Annotated in this window: 16 protein-coding genes; 9 read left to right on the top strand and 7 right to left on the bottom strand. The window is 61.2% G+C overall.

Annotated features, from left to right (window positions below; all coding sequences use genetic code 11):
• Positions 1-126: 126 nt before the first annotated feature.
• A protein-coding gene (locus BEN47_RS20430) for an IS5 family transposase (RefSeq protein ID WP_438830492.1) occupies positions 127-887 on the top strand; the annotation gives its coding sequence in 2 pieces (ribosomal slippage) (positions 127-447 and positions 450-887; 759 coding nt in all).
• 213 nt (positions 888-1,100) lie between these two features.
• On the opposite strand, the gene BEN47_RS15155 is transcribed toward BEN47_RS20430, so the two are convergent.
• The 4 genes from BEN47_RS15155 to BEN47_RS15140 form a co-directional block, all read right to left on the bottom strand.
• A complete protein-coding gene (locus BEN47_RS15155; protein ID WP_070729338.1) occupies positions 1,101-1,484 on the bottom strand; it encodes an Hsp20/alpha crystallin family protein in 384 nt (127 codons plus the stop codon).
• Between the two features lie 218 nt (positions 1,485-1,702).
• The gene (locus BEN47_RS15150) at positions 1,703-3,535 is read right to left on the bottom strand and encodes a BamA/TamA family outer membrane protein (protein WP_070729336.1); all 1,833 of its coding nucleotides are present in this window, start codon (positions 3,533-3,535) and stop codon (positions 1,703-1,705) included.
• A 210-nt stretch (positions 3,536-3,745) separates the two neighbouring features.
• Positions 3,746-4,918 carry a PAS domain-containing sensor histidine kinase gene (locus BEN47_RS15145; protein WP_070729334.1) on the bottom strand — a complete coding sequence of 391 codons (1,173 nt, stop codon included), beginning with the start codon at positions 4,916-4,918 and terminating at the stop codon, positions 3,746-3,748.
• Positions 4,915-5,727, bottom strand: a complete 813-nt coding sequence (locus tag BEN47_RS15140) for an alpha/beta fold hydrolase (RefSeq protein ID WP_070729333.1) — start codon at positions 5,725-5,727, stop codon at positions 4,915-4,917. Before BEN47_RS15140 ends, BEN47_RS15145 begins: the two co-directional genes overlap by 4 nt.
• A gap of 188 nt (positions 5,728-5,915) precedes the next feature.
• On the opposite strand from BEN47_RS15140, the gene hemW reads away from it, so the two are divergent.
• The 5 genes from hemW to BEN47_RS15115 all read left to right on the top strand — a co-directional run bounded on the left by hemW (position 5,916) and on the right by BEN47_RS15115 (position 9,944).
• Positions 5,916-7,052, top strand: coding sequence for a radical SAM family heme chaperone HemW (hemW, locus tag BEN47_RS15135; RefSeq protein WP_070729468.1), 1,137 nt, complete (start codon positions 5,916-5,918; stop codon positions 7,050-7,052).
• 123 nt (positions 7,053-7,175) lie between these two features.
• On the top strand, positions 7,176-7,610 hold the full coding sequence (locus BEN47_RS15130) for a hypothetical protein (RefSeq protein WP_070729330.1): 435 nt from the start codon (positions 7,176-7,178) through the stop codon (positions 7,608-7,610).
• A gap of 48 nt (positions 7,611-7,658) precedes the next feature.
• Entirely contained in the window at positions 7,659-8,330 is a 672-nt protein-coding gene (locus BEN47_RS15125) for an alpha/beta hydrolase (RefSeq protein WP_070729328.1), read from the top strand.
• 79 nt (positions 8,331-8,409) lie between these two features.
• The gene (locus BEN47_RS15120) at positions 8,410-9,189 is read left to right on the top strand and encodes a cyclase family protein (RefSeq protein ID WP_070729325.1); all 780 of its coding nucleotides are present in this window, start codon (positions 8,410-8,412) and stop codon (positions 9,187-9,189) included.
• 77 nt (positions 9,190-9,266) lie between these two features.
• Positions 9,267-9,944 (top strand): hypothetical protein, encoded by a 678-nt coding sequence (locus BEN47_RS15115; protein ID WP_125921706.1) that lies wholly within the window; start codon positions 9,267-9,269, stop codon positions 9,942-9,944.
• Positions 9,945-10,074: 130 nt separating this feature from the next.
• On the opposite strand, the gene rpmA is transcribed toward BEN47_RS15115, so the two are convergent.
• Both rpmA and rplU read right to left on the bottom strand, forming a co-directional pair.
• A complete protein-coding gene (rpmA, locus tag BEN47_RS15110) occupies positions 10,075-10,350 on the bottom strand; it encodes a 50S ribosomal protein L27 (RefSeq protein WP_070729322.1) in 276 nt (91 codons plus the stop codon).
• 105 nt (positions 10,351-10,455) lie between these two features.
• Complete coding sequence (gene rplU / locus BEN47_RS15105) at positions 10,456-10,761, bottom strand: 50S ribosomal protein L21 (protein ID WP_035560717.1); 306 nt, start codon at positions 10,759-10,761, stop codon at positions 10,456-10,458.
• A gap of 506 nt (positions 10,762-11,267) precedes the next feature.
• On the opposite strand from rplU, the gene BEN47_RS15100 reads away from it, so the two are divergent.
• A complete protein-coding gene (locus BEN47_RS15100; protein ID WP_070729319.1) occupies positions 11,268-12,227 on the top strand; it encodes a ribonucleoside-diphosphate reductase small subunit in 960 nt (319 codons plus the stop codon).
• 119 nt (positions 12,228-12,346) lie between these two features.
• Positions 12,347-12,832, top strand: coding sequence for a YdeI/OmpD-associated family protein (locus tag BEN47_RS15095; protein ID WP_070729317.1), 486 nt, complete (start codon positions 12,347-12,349; stop codon positions 12,830-12,832).
• Between the two features lie 16 nt (positions 12,833-12,848).
• On the opposite strand, the gene BEN47_RS15090 is transcribed toward BEN47_RS15095, so the two are convergent.
• A complete protein-coding gene (locus BEN47_RS15090) occupies positions 12,849-13,259 on the bottom strand; it encodes a DUF4844 domain-containing protein (RefSeq protein ID WP_070729315.1) in 411 nt (136 codons plus the stop codon).
• 462 nt (positions 13,260-13,721) lie between these two features.
• On the opposite strand from BEN47_RS15090, the gene BEN47_RS15085 reads away from it, so the two are divergent.
• Positions 13,722-16,103, top strand: coding sequence for a ribonucleoside-diphosphate reductase subunit alpha (locus BEN47_RS15085; protein WP_070729314.1), 2,382 nt, complete (start codon positions 13,722-13,724; stop codon positions 16,101-16,103).
• Positions 16,104-16,120 lie beyond the last annotated feature (17 nt).

Genomic DNA, 16,120 nt, shown 5'->3' with positions numbered 1-16,120 from the left:
GAAGGGCCCAACGTGTTGAATATCGGGAATAATACAACCTTGTGGGGGGATGCTGACATAACGGTGAAATACCTTCTGGCGTTCCACTTTAACTAGGACGCGTGAACAATTAAAGTAGCTTTGAAGATGCAAAAAGACCGCACATTACTCACTGACGCGCACTGGCAACGCCTTTCACCGCTCTTACCGGGCCAAGCGGGCACCTGCGGCGTGACGGCCAAGGACACCCGCTTGTTTGTCGAAGCCGTGCTCTGGCGGTTGCGTTGCGGGACGCCTTGGCGGGACTTGCCCGAACGCTTCGGGGCGTGGTCCACGGTGTCGATGCGCTTCGGTCGCTGGAAAAAGAAAGGCGTGTGGGACAAGGTGTTGGCTACGCTCCAGGACGACACCGGGCTGCACGAGCTGATGGTCGATTCGACCATCGTCCGCGCCCACCAGCACGCGGCCGGGGCGCGAAAAAAAACGGCCCGCAGGCCCTTGGCCGCAGCCGGGGCGGCTTTTCGACCAAGCTGCACCTGAGCTGCGACGCGCAGGGTCGCCCGCGCCGCTTCGCCCTCACGGCCGGGCAGGCGGGCGATTGCCCCCACGCCCCAGCCTTGCTCGCACCGGACCTGCGTCCCGGCCAGCGCGTGCTGGCGGACAAGGCCTACGACGCGGACTACGTCCGCGACCAACTGCGGCAGGCCGGGGCTGAGGCCGTAATTCCGAGCAAGAAAAACCGGACGCAAGTGATTGAACACGACGAAGAAATCTACAAAAACCGCAACCAAATCGAACGGTGCTTCAACCGCTTTAAGCGGTTTCGGGCCCTCGCCTCGCGTTACGAGAAGAACGCCAGTACCTTTCTGGCAATGGTCACGCTAGGAGCCATCCTGATGTGGCTTTAATTGTTCACACGTCCTAATCCGTGGTAAAAGCAAAACCACCGCTGCGGGCGGTGGCTCAAGGGTGAAATCCAGAAGGGAAAGTAGCAGCCGGTCGGTCCCGGCGTTATAGATGGACTGCGGTGCCGGTCGGTCCCGGCGTTATCAATCTAAATAATGGATAGGATAGCAAAGCGGATAGCATAGCACGCCGTGGGCGGCGCAATAATTCTTTGCTTAGTTGTGGCGAATGTCGATTTCGCGCTGTTGGTCGGTGGAATTGAGGAAAGGAATGCGCACGCGCAGTTCGTTGGCCTCGTGCACGGCATCGATGCGGGCTAAGTTGAGGTTTTCAGGCAGGTCGAGGGTTTGCACAAAGAGCGGGGCGGCCAACTGGTCGTCGGGCTCGTGGCGGTACTCACCAAACACGGTGAGGCGCTTGTCGTTGAGCACCACGCGGAAACTATCGGCGGTGACGGTGGGCATGGCCACGCGCACAATAACGCCTTTGGGGTGCTGGTCGATGCGCAGCTGGGGCTGGGCCACGCCGCCGCCAATGGTGTTCAGCAAGTCGAGCTGCGGGGCGATGGTGCGGATAAATTTAGGGCTGATGAATTTCATGGTAGGGGGCCGGATTTTAGGTCGGCTTCGTACCATCTATTACAAATGATGTACCAATCTGAATTCGGGGTTATCTGCGCTGTAAATCAGCCGTATTGACGCAGTTTTGGCGGCTTGTTTGCCCCTGTCGGTCAGGGTGGCGCACTGTTGGGGTTATGCCGGATTTCGGCAGACGAAATGGCGGGAATTGGCAGTCTTTTGCCCTATTTCAGCAACCCTTAAAACCGGCTGGTGAGGCCAAAGTGAATCTTGGAGGTGCGCAGCTCAAATACCTGTTCGTTGGCCCGCCCCACTGAGTACACGAACTGGAAAAGCCCCGCCGCCGTGCGGAAGCTCAGGCCCGCCCCCAGCCCGGTGGGCTGGTCGGGGCCGATGCGGGAATTGGGGACGTCGTAGCGCGTATAAGCCTGGTCAGCAAAGAGAAACACGTACGAATCGGTACCGATAAACTGCCGGAATTCGGCCGTGGCCACAGCGTAGGAGCTGGTGTAAAACTGGTTTTCGTTGAAGCCACGCAGCGAGTTCAGCCCGCCAAGCCGGAACAGGTCGTTGGTGAACAGGCGGGGGTTGAGCAGGGACTCGCCGCGCAGTCGCAGCAGCAGCACTCCGGCCCGCTTCACGGGAAAGTAGCGCTCGGCCCGCAGGCCAAACGTGTACTGCGTGGAGCGCAGGGCCAGGTCGCGGTACAGCTCGGGGGCCAGCTGCGCGTTGAGGCTGATGGTTTTGGTGCCCACGGCGCCCTGGGCGTTGAGCAGGAAGCCCCGGCGGGGAAAGAACAGGTCGTCGAGGCTATTGAAGGCGTAGCCGATGCCGTAGGAATTGTACTGCGAATCCAGGTTTTGGGGCAGCCGTGTGGTGTCCTGCAGCGCGTCGAGAAACGAGCCGCGCTGCTCGGCGAAGAAGCTGACGCGGCCCGCCCGCGCCGTGGGGTACGTGACCTGCAGCCGGGGCCGGATGGTGGTGAAGTCGTTGGTTTGCTTGTAGAGGTTGAAGCTGCCGGCCACCTCCAGCGGCGAGCCGAAGAAGTTGGGGTGCACGTACTGGGCATCGAGCAGCTGCGAAAACGCGTCGGTTTTGCGAAACTGCAGCCCGAACTGCTTGCCGCCGCCCTTGATGTTGCGCAGGTTGATGGTGACGTCGCCGGTGATTTGCACGCCGGTTTTGCTGGCGTCGGCATTGGGCAGAATGCCCACAATGGCGTCGAACTGATTGGACGGCCGCTCGTCGAGCAGCAGGTACACCCGGGCCTTGCCCCGCGCAAAGCGCACTTCCGGCTCGGCCTGCAGGCGTATGTAGGGCAACTGACGCAGCAGCTGGGCCGCCGCCGCCACCCGCTGCTGGCTGAAGGGCTGGTTGGGGAAAATCTGGAGGTATTTGGTCAGAAACCGCTTCTTTGTTTTGGTGGTGCCCACAATCTCCAGCGAGTCGAAGACCACCGCCTGCCCGCGCCGCAGCACCACCCGCCCGGAAATGTCGTGGTCGCTGAGCTGAATGGAGTCCAGCCCCACGGTGGCAAACGGGAAGCCCTGGTTCTCGGCCTCGCCCAGAATCCGTTCCTGCAGCTTCACCCAGTCGGCGGGCACAAAGGGCGTTTGGTTGAAGAACTTCTCGCGGTAGCCGGCGTGCGCCAGCAGGCCGTCGCCCAGGTTGCCGTTTTGCAGGAAAGCCCAGCGAAACGGCTGGCCCACGTACAGGCGCACCCGCACCGTGTCGCGGGTCCAGCGCAGCTCGTCGGCCGAGGCGGTGAGGTAGGCATCGCCCTGCAGGTCCAGCACCAGCTTCCGCACCTGGCGCAGGGCGGTGAGGGAATCGGGCACGGTGGCGCGCACCTTGTAGCGGCGCAGGGCGGGGCGGTCGGCGGCTTCGGTTTCCAGCACCAGCACCCGCGGGCGGCTCAGCACCCGGCGCGGGGCGGCCACGGGAGCCGGGACGGCGGGCGGCACCGGGGGCGGCGTGAGGCCGGGCTGGTTGGGGACGTTGGAGTTCAGGGAGGGGGTTTGGGCCCGGCCGGCCGGCAGCCCCAGCAGCCCGCTAAGCACCAGCCAGGCCAAACAACACAATAGAAACCGCTTACCCATTCGGACACACAACGCGAAAGCCGGCGTTTAATTTCCCGAAGGTAAGTGCCGAACCATTAGCTTTTGGCTGATAGCAATCAGCTTTTTTGTTCAATAACAAGCCTTTGCGTCAACTGTCTGGTCTGTTTAATTTGGGACAGAAACGTGAAACCAGCGTCCAGGTTGGGCACCCACAAACAACCCCTACTTTGGCAAAAACAACCGGAAGGTGGTGCCCTGGCCTACTTCGCTGCTGGTTTCGATGCGCCCGCCGGCCAGGTGCACCAGGCGGTTGACTAGGTACAGGCCCACGCCCGACCCGGCCACGTCGGGGTGGAAGCGCCGGAACAGCTGAAACAGCTCGCCGCCGTGGCGTCCCAGGTCGATGCCGCGCCCGTTGTCCTGCACGCTCAGCACCACCATGTCGTCGTGGTAGGCAGTGCGCACGGCAATGCGCGGCTCCTGGCCCGGCTGCGCATACTTCAGGGCATTGCTGAGCAGGTTGTAAAGCACGCTTTGCAGGCCGGGCCGCGCCATGTGCAGGGTGGGCACCGCCCCAAAATCCAGCGTGAACACCGCCTCCGGCTCGCCAACCGCCGCGGGCAGGCTGCGGATAACTTCTTCGGTGAAAGCCTGCAGCTCCACGGCCTCCGCGGGGGCCTGCGCCAGTTCCCGCTGCTGCTGCACCACTTCCGTGAGGCCGTCAATTGTGCCCAGAAGCTGCTGCAGGGCTTCGTGGAACATGCCCACCATGTTGGCCGATGCCGGGTCGTGAAAGGTGGCGCTGCGCTCAAACTCCTGGAACAGGCCGGCCAGGTTGTGCACCGGCTGCCGGAGGTCGTGCGAGGCCGTGTACACGAAGCTGTCCAGGTCGGCATTGATGCGGATGAGCTCCTCGTTCTGGCTGCGCAGCTGCTCGCGTTGCGCCTCGGCCTCGGCCTTGGTCCGGAGCAGCTCCTGCTCGTACTTGCGGCGGTCGGTGATGTCGAACAGGGTCACGCGCACCACCAGCGGGTTGCCATTGGCGTCGCGCAGGAGCACGGCATTCAGCAGCACCGGCACGGCGGCACCGGTTTTGGTGCGCAGCGAGTAGCTGATTTCGCGGATGTGGCCCTGCAGCAGGAGCAGGGGCACGCCGTGCATTTCGAAGTGCAGGCGCCCACCCACCGTCAGGAGCTGCTGCAGGCACTGGCGCGCCACCAGCTCCTCGCGCTGGTAGCCCAGCCACTGGAGCAGGGTGTGGTTGAGCTTAACCAGCGTACCATCGGGCAGGCAGGAGCAGTAGCCGCAGGGGGCGTTATCGTAGAGGTCGTCGAGGTTTTCCTCCGTCAGGCGCAGGTCCAGCACCGGCATCTTCATAAAGTCGCCCTCCTTCATACCTGCGCTATACGCGCCGGCTCCAGAAATAGGTTGATGGCGCTGATGGTTTGCTGCGGGGCACTGAGGTGGGGGCAGTGGCCCGGGTTGTTGAGAACGGTGAGCTGGCTGTTGGCCAGGTGCTGGTGCAGGTACTGGCCCACGGCCAGCGGCGCCAGGGCGTCCTGTGCCGATTGCAGAATGAGCGCCGGCGTGCGCACGTGCGGCAGGTCGGCCCGGTTGTCGGAGAGAAACGTGACCCGGGCAAAATGCTGGGCAATGGTGGGGTCGGTGTTGCAGAAGCTGTTGTTGAGCTCCTCGCTAAGCTCGGGCCGCTCGGGGTGGCCCATGATGACCGGGGTGATGCCCGCCGACCAGCCCAGGTAGTTGTTGTCCATGGTGTCGAACAGCTCCTCGATGTCGGCTAGCTCGAAGCCGCCGGTGTAGCCGGCGTCGTTGAGGTAGCGCGGCGAGGGCGCCACCAGCACCAGCCTGGCCACCCGGGCCGGCTCCCGAATGGCCACCAGCACCGCAATCATGGCACTCACCGAATGGCCCACCAGCACGGTGTCGTGCAGGTCCAGCGCCTGCAGCACGTCCAGCACGTCTTCGGCGTGGGCATCAAGCGTGCTGTAGCGGGCCGGGTTGTAGGCCGCGAGGTCCGACTTGCCCGCCCCCACCAGGTCGAGCAGCACCACGCGGTACCGGTCCTCAAAAGCGGGGGCCACCAGCCGCCACATGTGCTGGTTGCAGCCAAACCCGTGCATAAAAACCATGGCCTGCTGGCCCGTCCCCGTTACCGTGACGTTGTTGCGCTTCAAAACTTCCATTGCATCGTGCTGTTGTGTAAAGCGGCCCCTGAGCCGCTGCCCGCTGCCAGATGAGGCATTTGGAATATGAAAGGTAGCTACGGATGGCCTGGCCCTGGGCACCGGAGTTACCTTTGCGGGGCGCGGCCCTGCACCGCTGGCTGGGGCGGGTGTTCCGTGGCCGGCTGATACCCCGCATTCGCGCTTTCATGGCCGGCCTCTACCTCCACATTCCTTTCTGCAAGCAAGCTTGCCACTACTGCGACTTCCACTTCAGCACCTCGCTGGGGCTGAAAAGCCGTTTGGTGGAAGCTATTGTGCGGGAAATTGAGCTGCGCCGGGACTACCTGGGCGCTGCCCCGGCACTGGAAACCATCTACTTCGGCGGCGGCACGCCCTCCCTGCTCACCGCCCCGGAGCTGGAGCAGATTTTTGCGGCCATTCACCGCCATTTTGCCGTGGCCCCGCAGGCCGAAATTACCCTCGAAGCCAACCCCGACGACCTGAGCGCCGCCAAGCTGCAGGAGCTGCGGCAGGCAGGTGTCAACCGCCTCAGCATCGGCCTGCAAAGCTTCTACGAGCCGCACCTACGGATGATGAACCGCGCCCACACCGCCGAGGAATCCACCACGGCCGTGCGCCGCGCCCAGGACGCGGGCTTCGAAAACCTGTCCATTGACCTGATTTACGGGGTGCCCGCGCCCGGCCACCACATCTGGGAGGCCGACCTGGCCAATGCCTTTGCGCTGGGCGTGCCGCACGTGTCGGCCTATGCCCTCACCATTGAGCCCGGCACGGCCTTCGGCCACCGCCTGCAGAAAGGCACCTTCCGGGCCGCGCCCGATGAGTTTGTGGCCACGCAGTTTGAGATGCTGCTGGCGGCCATGCGCGCCCACGGCTACGAGCAGTACGAAATCAGCAACTTCTGCCGGCCCGGCCGCGAGAGCCGCCACAACGGCAACTACTGGCGCGGCGTGCCCTACCTGGGCCTGGGCCCCAGCGCCCACAGCTACGACGGCCGCAACCGCCAGTCTACTCTGGCCAATAACCCGCAGTACGTGGCCGCCGTGCTTGAGCGCGGCGAAGTGCCCGTGACCCTGGACGCCCTCACCGCTACCGACCGCGCCAACGAATACCTGCTCACCACGCTACGCACCGCGCGCGGCTGCGACCTGGCCCACCTGCGCGCCCATCTCGGCCTCGACCTGCTGGCCACGCGCCCCGCTTACCTGGCCGAGCTGCAGGCCAACGGCTGGGCCCGCCTCGCCGGCGAAGTCCTGACCCTGACCGACGCCGGCAAGCTGCTGGCCGACCACATTACCCTGGAGCTATTTGTCGCGGATTGAGACGGATTTGGCGTATTTCACGGATTATTGGTTGGCACTGACGCATTGCGCCCCGAAAAAAGCCCCTGCCCGCACAGCCGCTAGCCCGTGTTATCCGCTAAATCTGCCTAAACCCGTGATTCTATGAAGCTATTGAGCGACAGCATTGCCGACGATGCCGACTTCTTCGTGGAGCAAATTCACCTTGTGGCCATCGTCTTCGACAATACCGACGACGTGACCGTGTGGGCTACTACGTTTTTCGACAACGACAGCCACTTTTTCCACCTCGCCCTGCCCTTCAAGTCGCTGGACGTGCTGCTGGGCCTGGCCCACACCCGCGCCGCCGACTTGCAGGAGGAAGTGGCTGAGGCCCTGGCCGCCGCCGAGTGGCCCGCCCTGCTCGAATACAACGCCGATGACAAGCTGCCCGTGCCGCTGCCCAGCGTCGCCCTCAAACTATCCGTGACCTACCCCGCCACCGAGGACGATGAAAGCGGCGACGAAGAAGGTCCTGATGACCCCCAGCCCCACAACATCTTCTATCTCGAAGGCGTGTTCGTACGGCTCGATACGTGAGGGCCGCTGGTTGCTGCCGGGCTCGCCCGGGAGCCTGAAAACGTAAAAATGGAAGCTTCACCCACCATCTTTTATCTCATTCCCGGACTGGGAGCCGATGAGCGGGTGTTTCAGTTCCTGCGTCTGCGGGGCGAGGTACACGTGCTACGCTGGCTGCCGCCTCAAACCCCCCGGGAGGCGCTGCCGCATTACGCCGCCCGCCTCGCGGCGGCCGTGCCCGCAGCGCAAGCCTGCTGGCTGGTTGGCGTTTCTTTTGGGGGCGTATTAGCATTAGAAGTAGCTCAATTGCGTCCCCTGGCCCGCGTAGTGTTGGTATCCAGCTTCGCGGGGCCCGCCGAGCTGCCGTGGGCGGCGGGCCTGGCGCGGGCCACCGGCCTGCATCGCCTGCTGCCGCCGCAGCTGTTGCCACGCCTGCCGCGGCTGGCGCAGTGGTTTTTTGGCGTGAAAAACGGCAGCGAATACCAGCTTCTTCGGCAGATTTTGCACGATACCGCCCCGGATTTTACGCGTTGGGCCATCGGCCAATTGGTGCAGTGGCCGGGCCAGCTCAATGCTGCCGTCATCCGCATTCACGGCACCGCCGACCGCCTGCTGCCCAAGGGGGCCACGCACAGCCAGTACCGGCTGCCAGGCGGCCATCTCATCGTCGTGAGCCGCGCCGCCGAAATCAGCCGCATCCTCAATCAACTTGCCGAAGCCGTACCCGTGGAGCCAACGTAATTTTTAGGTTATTGTACCAAGACGCCATCTGCACGGCGGGGTGGGCTCCTGCGCAACGCACCATTAACGCCAGCTATCAATGCTTCCTACTTACCCCTACGCCGGCCGCACCTACGCCTTCGACCCCGCCGCGCCCATTGATATTTCCCTGCCCCTGGCCCCCGGCCCCGACCAGGTGAATTGCTTCTGGGCCGAGCCCGTGCAGTTCGATACCATTCGGGTGGGCAGCTTTGTGGGCAGCGTGGCGCTGGGCGGCAGCACCAATTACCAGCGCGTGCACCTCACGCCCCACGGCAACGGTACCCACACCGAATGCTACGGCCATATTTCGCCCGACCCGGCCGCCACCCTCAACAAGTGCCTGCGCCGCTTCCTGTTTGTGGCCCGGCTGGTGAGCGTGGCCCCAGTGCCCCAGCCCAACGGCGACCTGGTGGTGCTGCTGGCCGATGTGCAGGCCGCCCTGGCCCTGCAGCCCGACCGCTCCCTGCCCGAAGCCCTGGTACTGCGTACCCTGCCCAACGACCCCGCCAAGCGCACCCGCCAGTATTCCGGCACCAATCCCACCTACATAGAGCCCGCACTGGCGCATTTCCTGGTAGCGCACGGCGTCGAGCATTTCCTCCTCGACCTGCCCAGCGTGGACCGCGAAGAAGATGCCGGCCAGCTCCTGGCCCACCACGCCTTCTGGACGTACCCCGTCGCTCCCCGCTGCAGCGCCACCATCACCGAGCTGATTTTCGTGCCCGATGAAGCGCAGGATGGGTTATACCTCCTCAACATCCAAGTCACTAGCCTGGAGCTGGATGCCAGCCCCAGCAAGCCCGTGCTATACCGCCTGAAGGTGCTGGCTACTGCTTGAGTTCGGACTGTTCATGCAACCGTGCCGGCCGCCACGGAATCTACCGCACGAACCTTTCCCTTATTCACATACCCGTTATGCGTACCCTTCGCCTTTTTCTGCCCGGTGTTCTGCTGGTTGCCAGCACTGCTCGTAGCTCAGCCCAAACTGCGCCGGCGCCGGCAGCCACGCCCGGCGCCGCACCATCGCTACCAACTGCCGGGCCGGCCCCAACCGATGCGGCCTCCGATAAACTCCTGCTAAAAGTTGGCCTTAATGCAGGGCGCGCTATTACGATGGGTGGCTATGATGGGTTCTTGGGCCGAGTGCCACTGTCGGTGGGAGCGGAGGTTGCGCTGAGCTCTAAGTTCACCCTGTACGGCCAAGCTGACGCCGACTTCAGCCTACGCCGACCCACTTTCAATGGCGAGCGCAGCAACCTGATTCCCTCCGGCGCTATAGGCTTGGGCGGCCGTTATTACTACAACCAGGTCGGCCGTGCGCGCAACAACCGCGCCCACGGGCAGTTCATCGGCAATTACCTGGGCCTGGAGGCGCACGCCGAAATGCGCCGCCTCTACGGCCGGAGCGTGGAGACCATGCCTTCCCTGAACCTGCTCTGGGGCATGCAGCGGCGTATCAACCGCAGCCTCTTGTTCGATATTAACGCCGGCATTGGCGCCGGGGCCAGCTACAACGGCGCCACGCTGGGCCTTTCTTCGGCCCCCTTCACCTTCACCACCCAGCTCAACGCCAGCTTGTACTTCGGGCGGTAGGCGGCCGCTGGGCTACTTCGCTGTCAATTGATGCATCTGCTATGTGTAGTAGAACGCAAGCGCAGTAAGCAACAACGCGAAAAGGGCTGCTCCGTGAGGAGCAGCCCTTTTCGTATCAGGCTAGCAGCAATTAAGCTGGAACCGAAACTACCTCGCGGGGCAACACCGTCACGAACGAACGGTCTTTGCGGCCTTTCTTGAACTGTACTTCGCCGTCAACGAGGGCGAACAGCGTGTGGTCCTTGCCCATGCCTACGTTCTCGCCGGCGTGGTGCTTGGTACCGCGCTGACGCACGATGATGTTGCCGGCAACGAGGGCCTGGCCACCGAAGATTTTTACGCCGAGACGTTTGGAATGCGATTCGCGGCCGTTGTTGGACGAGCCGACACCTTTCTTGTGAGCCATGTTGTTATAGTTATGAGTTAAAAGTTAAAAGTTATGAGTTTCGGTCAGAGTCAAAGCGGGCAATTTGCCAACTCATAACTCATAACTTTTAACTCATAACTGCCCTTAACCGATGCTGTTAATCATTACTTTGGTGAACGACTGGCGGTGGCCATTCATCTTCTGGTAGCCCTTGCGGCGCTTTTTCTTGAAGACGAGAACTTTGTCACCCTTCACGTGAGCGAGGATGGTGCCGGTTACGGCGATGTTCAGCTCGGGGGCACCGATGGTCAGCGTGCCGTTGTCATCGGTCAGCAAGGCATTGCCCAGCGTAACGACGTCACCGACGTTGCCGGCCAGTTTGTGAGCGTAAACGAATTTGTTGGCCTCAACCTTGGTCTGCTGGCCAGCTATGTTAACAATTGCGTACATCAGCTTTCGCGGGTTTTTCTGAAATGGGAAGGCAAAAGTACGACTATGGTTTGGGATTTCCAAGCCTAAGTTGTTAATCGTCATTGGCTGGCCGCAGGAGTACCCGTCAGAACCGCCTTCAGGCGGAGGATGTGCGGGTTACGGATGCCCTGATAATTTACGCTAACACGTACGTACAGTCTGCCATTTTGGGGACAAGCGGGTTTATCCACAGTCAAAATGTGGATAAGTAGAAGAAAAGCGGCTGATTTTGAGGGTTTTTTGAGTCGCCGGAGCAACGGTGCAGGGGCGGCACGCACCGATTGCCCAGTTGAAACCGCAGCGGTCTTAACGAAAAATTAACGAATAAAAACCCAAAAAATGTGGCAATACCCCTTCAGGACTGGGCTATATTTGGTGCTGGAAGGCGGGCCGCTTTTCTGCGCCGTCCGCCAAACATCTGCCCGATATCAGCAGTTGACTGTTCACCTTCCCCGACGAAACCCGCCACTTAGAACCCAATAGTTATGGAGCCGCTCCTCGCCGAAAACCCCAACCGCTTCGTGCTTTTCCCCATCCAGAACGATGAGGTGTGGCAGTTCTACAAAAAGTCGCAGGCCTCGTTCTGGACGGCCGAGGAAATCGACCTGAGCCAAGACCAGAAAGACTGGAACAACCTGAACGACAACGAGCGGCACTTCATCAAGCACGTGCTGGCGTTCTTCGCCGCCTCCGATGGCATCGTGAACGAAAACCTGGCCGTAAACTTCATGCAGGAAGTGCAGATGCCCGAGGCGCGCTGCTTCTACGGCTTCCAGATTATGATGGAAAACATTCACAGCGAGACCTATTCGCTGCTGATTGACACCTACATCAAAGACCCCAAGGAAAAGGATTATCTGTTCAACGCCCTCGAAACGGTGCCTGCCGTGCAGAAAAAAGGCGAGTGGGCCCTGAAGTGGATTAACTCCGAGAACTTCGCCGAGCGCCTCATCGCCTTCGCCGCGGTGGAAGGCATCTTCTTCTCGGGCTCGTTCTGCAGCATTTTCTGGCTGAAGAAGCGCGGCCTGATGCCCGGCCTCACATTCTCCAACGAGCTGATTTCGCGCGACGAGGGCCTGCACTGCGACTTCGCCTGCCTGCTCTATGGCTACCTGCAGAACAAGCTGGCCCCCGAGCGGGTGCAGAGCATCATCGCCGACGCCGTGCGCATCGAGCAGGAGTTCGTGACCGATGCCCTGCCCGTTAGCCTGATTGGCATGAACGCCAAGAACATGGCGAACTACATCGAATTTGTGGCCGACCGCCTGCTGGTGTCACTGGGCTGCGGCAAAATCTACAACACGGCCAACCCCTTCGACTTCATGGAAATGATTTCGGTGCAGGGCAAAACCAACTTCTTCGAGAAGCGCGTGGCCGAGTATCAGAAAGCCGGCGTGATGAGCGAGCGCACCGAAAACGCCTTTTCGCTGGACGAAGACTTCTAGGAGGTACATCTTGAGCAACGGTCAAAGCCAACTGCTGGGCCAGGCGTAACGCGCCACCTACTGGAATGGGATTCTGCCTTCATACCTTGAGGGCAGAATCCCATTTCTGCGTGTGGCATATGCTGGAACTGTTCAACGCTCAGGTTATACTGGTCAAATTCCCCGGCAAGGGCGGCTGGACCTATGCCCCCGTAGGTGAACTGCCTTTCAAGCCCAAAACCCACTTCGGCGTGCTGAAAGTCAGGGGGCGGCTGGATGAGGTGGCGTTGGATGGCGCCCACCTGATGCCCATGGGGAAGGGTGCCCGTTTCCTGCCAGTGAATGCGGCTTTGCGCAAGAAGCTGGGCAAACAGGCCGGCGACACGGTGCACCTGCAGCTATTTGCGGTGGAAGAACCGACGGCCATGACGGTTTCGCTGGATGATTTTGTGGAATGCCTGGCCGATGCGCCAGCGGCGTTTCACCGCTTTGAGGCGTTAGCGCCTGCTCAGCAGCGGCAATGGCTCGGATGGGTGGCAGCGGCGGATACCGAAGAGCAGCAGGTGGCCCGGGTAGAAACTGCGGTGCTGCTGCTGGCTGAAGGCGGTAAGGTGCCATTGGGGTAGCCGGCAGGCCAGTGTCCTACTTGCTGGGGGAGCTTTGGGTGCTGTTGGTTTGGGCGTCTTGGCTGCCGGATAAGATGCTGCCCAGCACGGCGCCGTACATGAATTTGTTCAACAGGCCATTCGAGCTTTGCAAACCGACAATGTCCATGAGATTTTGGTACTGCACGGCTACCCGTTCTCGGTCTTCGGTATCCAGCTCGTCTCCGTCAATTTTATCCAAGCCAGTTGCAAGGGCTTGTTGGTACCGCTCCTGGGTAGGGCCGGAGGTCGCGATGGCCAGAAATTCATCGGCTGATTGGTTAAGGACCGAGTTTAGTACGGGGCGCACTTCCGCCGGCCAAGCCCCGGTATACATTTCATCGGGCTCGAATTTGGGTAAGGCTTTGAAGGCTTGTAGCTGCTGAACAGCAGAGGCAGGGGCTTGCATTTTGTGTTCGGGCGATGATTGGCAGGCGGCAACAACGTAAAGCAGAACGGGGAGTGTGGCCAGAAGAATTTTGTGCAAAACGAGTGGTGTTAGCAAGAGCCGGCGCGCCCTCGGCGCTGGTGACAATCGGGATGGATGAAATGTCAAAGCAAGTAGCGCAAGACTTGCGACTAAAGCACCAGGTGAGGTGGGGCGTAATTGTATCGGTATATCTCTTTCCCGCCCGGCTTGGTATCAAAATGCGGCCGGACGTTCTGTTTAGGCCCTATGTGGAAAACTTCTCTATTTTTCCCTTGCCCTCCCAAAACAGAAGCGGTAATTTCCGGGATTGAATGAAACGAGGCATTCACTTTCCGGTGCCTTCGAGGCTACCCTTTCACATCTGCGCTAACAAGTTGCGGCTACGGGGCCATCCGGCGGCTGCTTTTTATACGAAAAAACCCACACCAAAACACCACTGGTATGCTAGTAATTAAACGCGACGGCCGCCGCGAATCCGTGAAGTTTGACAAAGTCACGGCGCGCATTGAGAAGCTGTGCTACGGCCTGAATCAGGATTTCGTCTCGCCGATAGCCGTGGCCATGAAGGTGATTGACGGCATCTACGACGGCGTTTCGACCATCGAGCTCGACAACCTCGCCGCCGAAACGGCCGCCTCGCTCACCACCAAGCACCCGGACTACGCCATTCTGGCGGCCCGCATCGCGGTGAGCAACCTGCACAAGGTGACTTCTAAGTCATTCAGCAGCACCATGAAGCGGCTGTACACCTACGAGGACCCGAAGAACGGCGACAATGCCTCGCTGCTCGCCACCGACGTGTGGGAGGTGATTCATAAGAATGCCCACACCCTGGATTCGGCTATTATCTACGACCGGGACTACAACTACGACTTCTTCGGCTTTAAGACGCTGGAGCGTTCGTACTTGCTGCGCCTGGAGGGCAAGGTGGTGGAGCGGCCGCAGCACATGCTGATGCGCGTGTCGGTGGGCATCCACAAGGAGGATATTGACTCGGTTATCAAAACCTACAATCTGCTGAGCGAGCGGTGGTTTACCCACGCCACGCCCACGCTGTTCAACGCCGGCACGCCGAAGCCGCAGATGAGCAGCTGCTTCCTGCTGACGATGAAGGACGACTCCATCGACGGCATTTATGACACGCTGAAGAACTGCGCGCTGATTTCGCAGAGCGCCGGCGGCATTGGCCTTTCGGTGAGTAATGTGCGGGCTACGGGCTCCTACATTAAAGGGACCAATGGCAACTCCAACGGCCTGGTGCCCATGCTGAAGGTGTTCAACGACACGGCCCGCTACGTGGACCAAGGCGGCGGAAAGCGCAAGGGCGCGTTCGCCATTTACCTGGAGCCCTGGCACGCCGACGTGTTCGAATTCCTAGACCTGAAGAAGAACCACGGCAAGGAGGAAATGCGCGCCCGCGACCTGTTTTACGCCCTCTGGACGCCCGATTTGTTCATGAAGCGGGTGGAGGAAAACGGCGACTGGACGCTGATGTGCCCCCACGAATGCCCCGGCCTGGAAAACTCCTGGGGTCCGGAATTCGAGAAGCTGTACCTGAAATACGAGAAGGAGGGCCGGGGCCGCAAGACCATCAAGGCGCAGGAGCTGTGGTTTGCCATCCTGGAAAGCCAGACGGAGACGGGCACGCCCTACATGCTGTTTAAGGACGCGGCCAACGGCAAATCGAACCAGCAGAACCTGGGCACGATTAAGTCGAGCAACCTGTGCACCGAGATTATTGAGTACACCGATAAGGACGAAATTGCGGTGTGCAACCTGGCCTCGCTGGCGCTGCCCCGCTACCTGGTGACGGACGCCAAGGGCAACACCACCTTCGACCACGACAAGCTGTACGAGGTGACCTACCAGGCCACGCTGAACCTGAACAAGGTGATTGACGTGAACTACTACCCGGTGCCCGAAACGCAGAAGTCGAACTTCCGCCACCGGCCCATCGGGCTGGGCGTGCAGGGGCTGGCCGACACGTTCATTGCCCTGCGCATGCCCTTCGAGAGCGACGAAGCCTCGGGCCTGAACAAGGACATCTTCGAAACCATCTACTTCGCGGCCATGACGGCCTCGAAGGACCTGGCCATCAAGGACGGGCACTACGAAACCTTCCCCGGCTCGCCCCTGAGCCAGGGCAAGTTCCAGTTCGACCTCTGGAACGTGACGCCCGACTCGGGCCGCTGGGACTGGGAAAGCCTGCGCGCCGAGGTGGTGAAGCACGGGGCCCGCAACTCGCTGCTGGTGGCGCCCATGCCCACGGCCAGCACCGCCCAGATTCTGGGCAACAACGAGTCGTTTGAGCCCTACACGAGCAACATTTACGTGCGTCGGGTGCTCAGCGGCGAGTTTATGGTGGTGAACAAGCACCTGCTGAAGGACCTGGTGGCCCTGGGCCTCTGGAACGACGGCATGAAGCAGGAAATCATCGCGGCCAACGGTTCGGTGCAGGGCATTGCCCGCATTCCGCAGCACATCAAGGACCTGTACAAGACGGTGTGGGAAATTTCGCAGCGCCGCATCATCGACCAGGCCGCCGACCGCGGGGCCTACATCTGCCAGAGCCAGAGCCTGAACCTGCACGTGCAAAACGTGAACTTCGGCAAGCTCACCAGCATGCACTTCCACAGCTGGAAGCGCGGCCTGAAAACCGGCATGTACTACCTGCGCACCAAAGCCGCCGCCGACGCCATCAAGTTCACGGTGGAAAAGCAAGCCGCCGAAACCCTGGAGCCCATGGCCCTGGTGGAGCAGAACCAATCCGACATGAGCTGCTCGCTGGATAACCCGGATGGGTGCGAGGCGTGTGGGTCGTAAAAACTATGAGATTGTCG

This window comes from Hymenobacter lapidarius (genome assembly GCF_001816145.1).
Taxonomy (GTDB): Bacteria; Bacteroidota; Bacteroidia; order Cytophagales; family Hymenobacteraceae; genus Hymenobacter; species Hymenobacter lapidarius.
The sequence above is the reverse complement of the archived record's forward strand: the minus strand, read 5'-3'. Positions and strand labels throughout refer to the sequence as shown.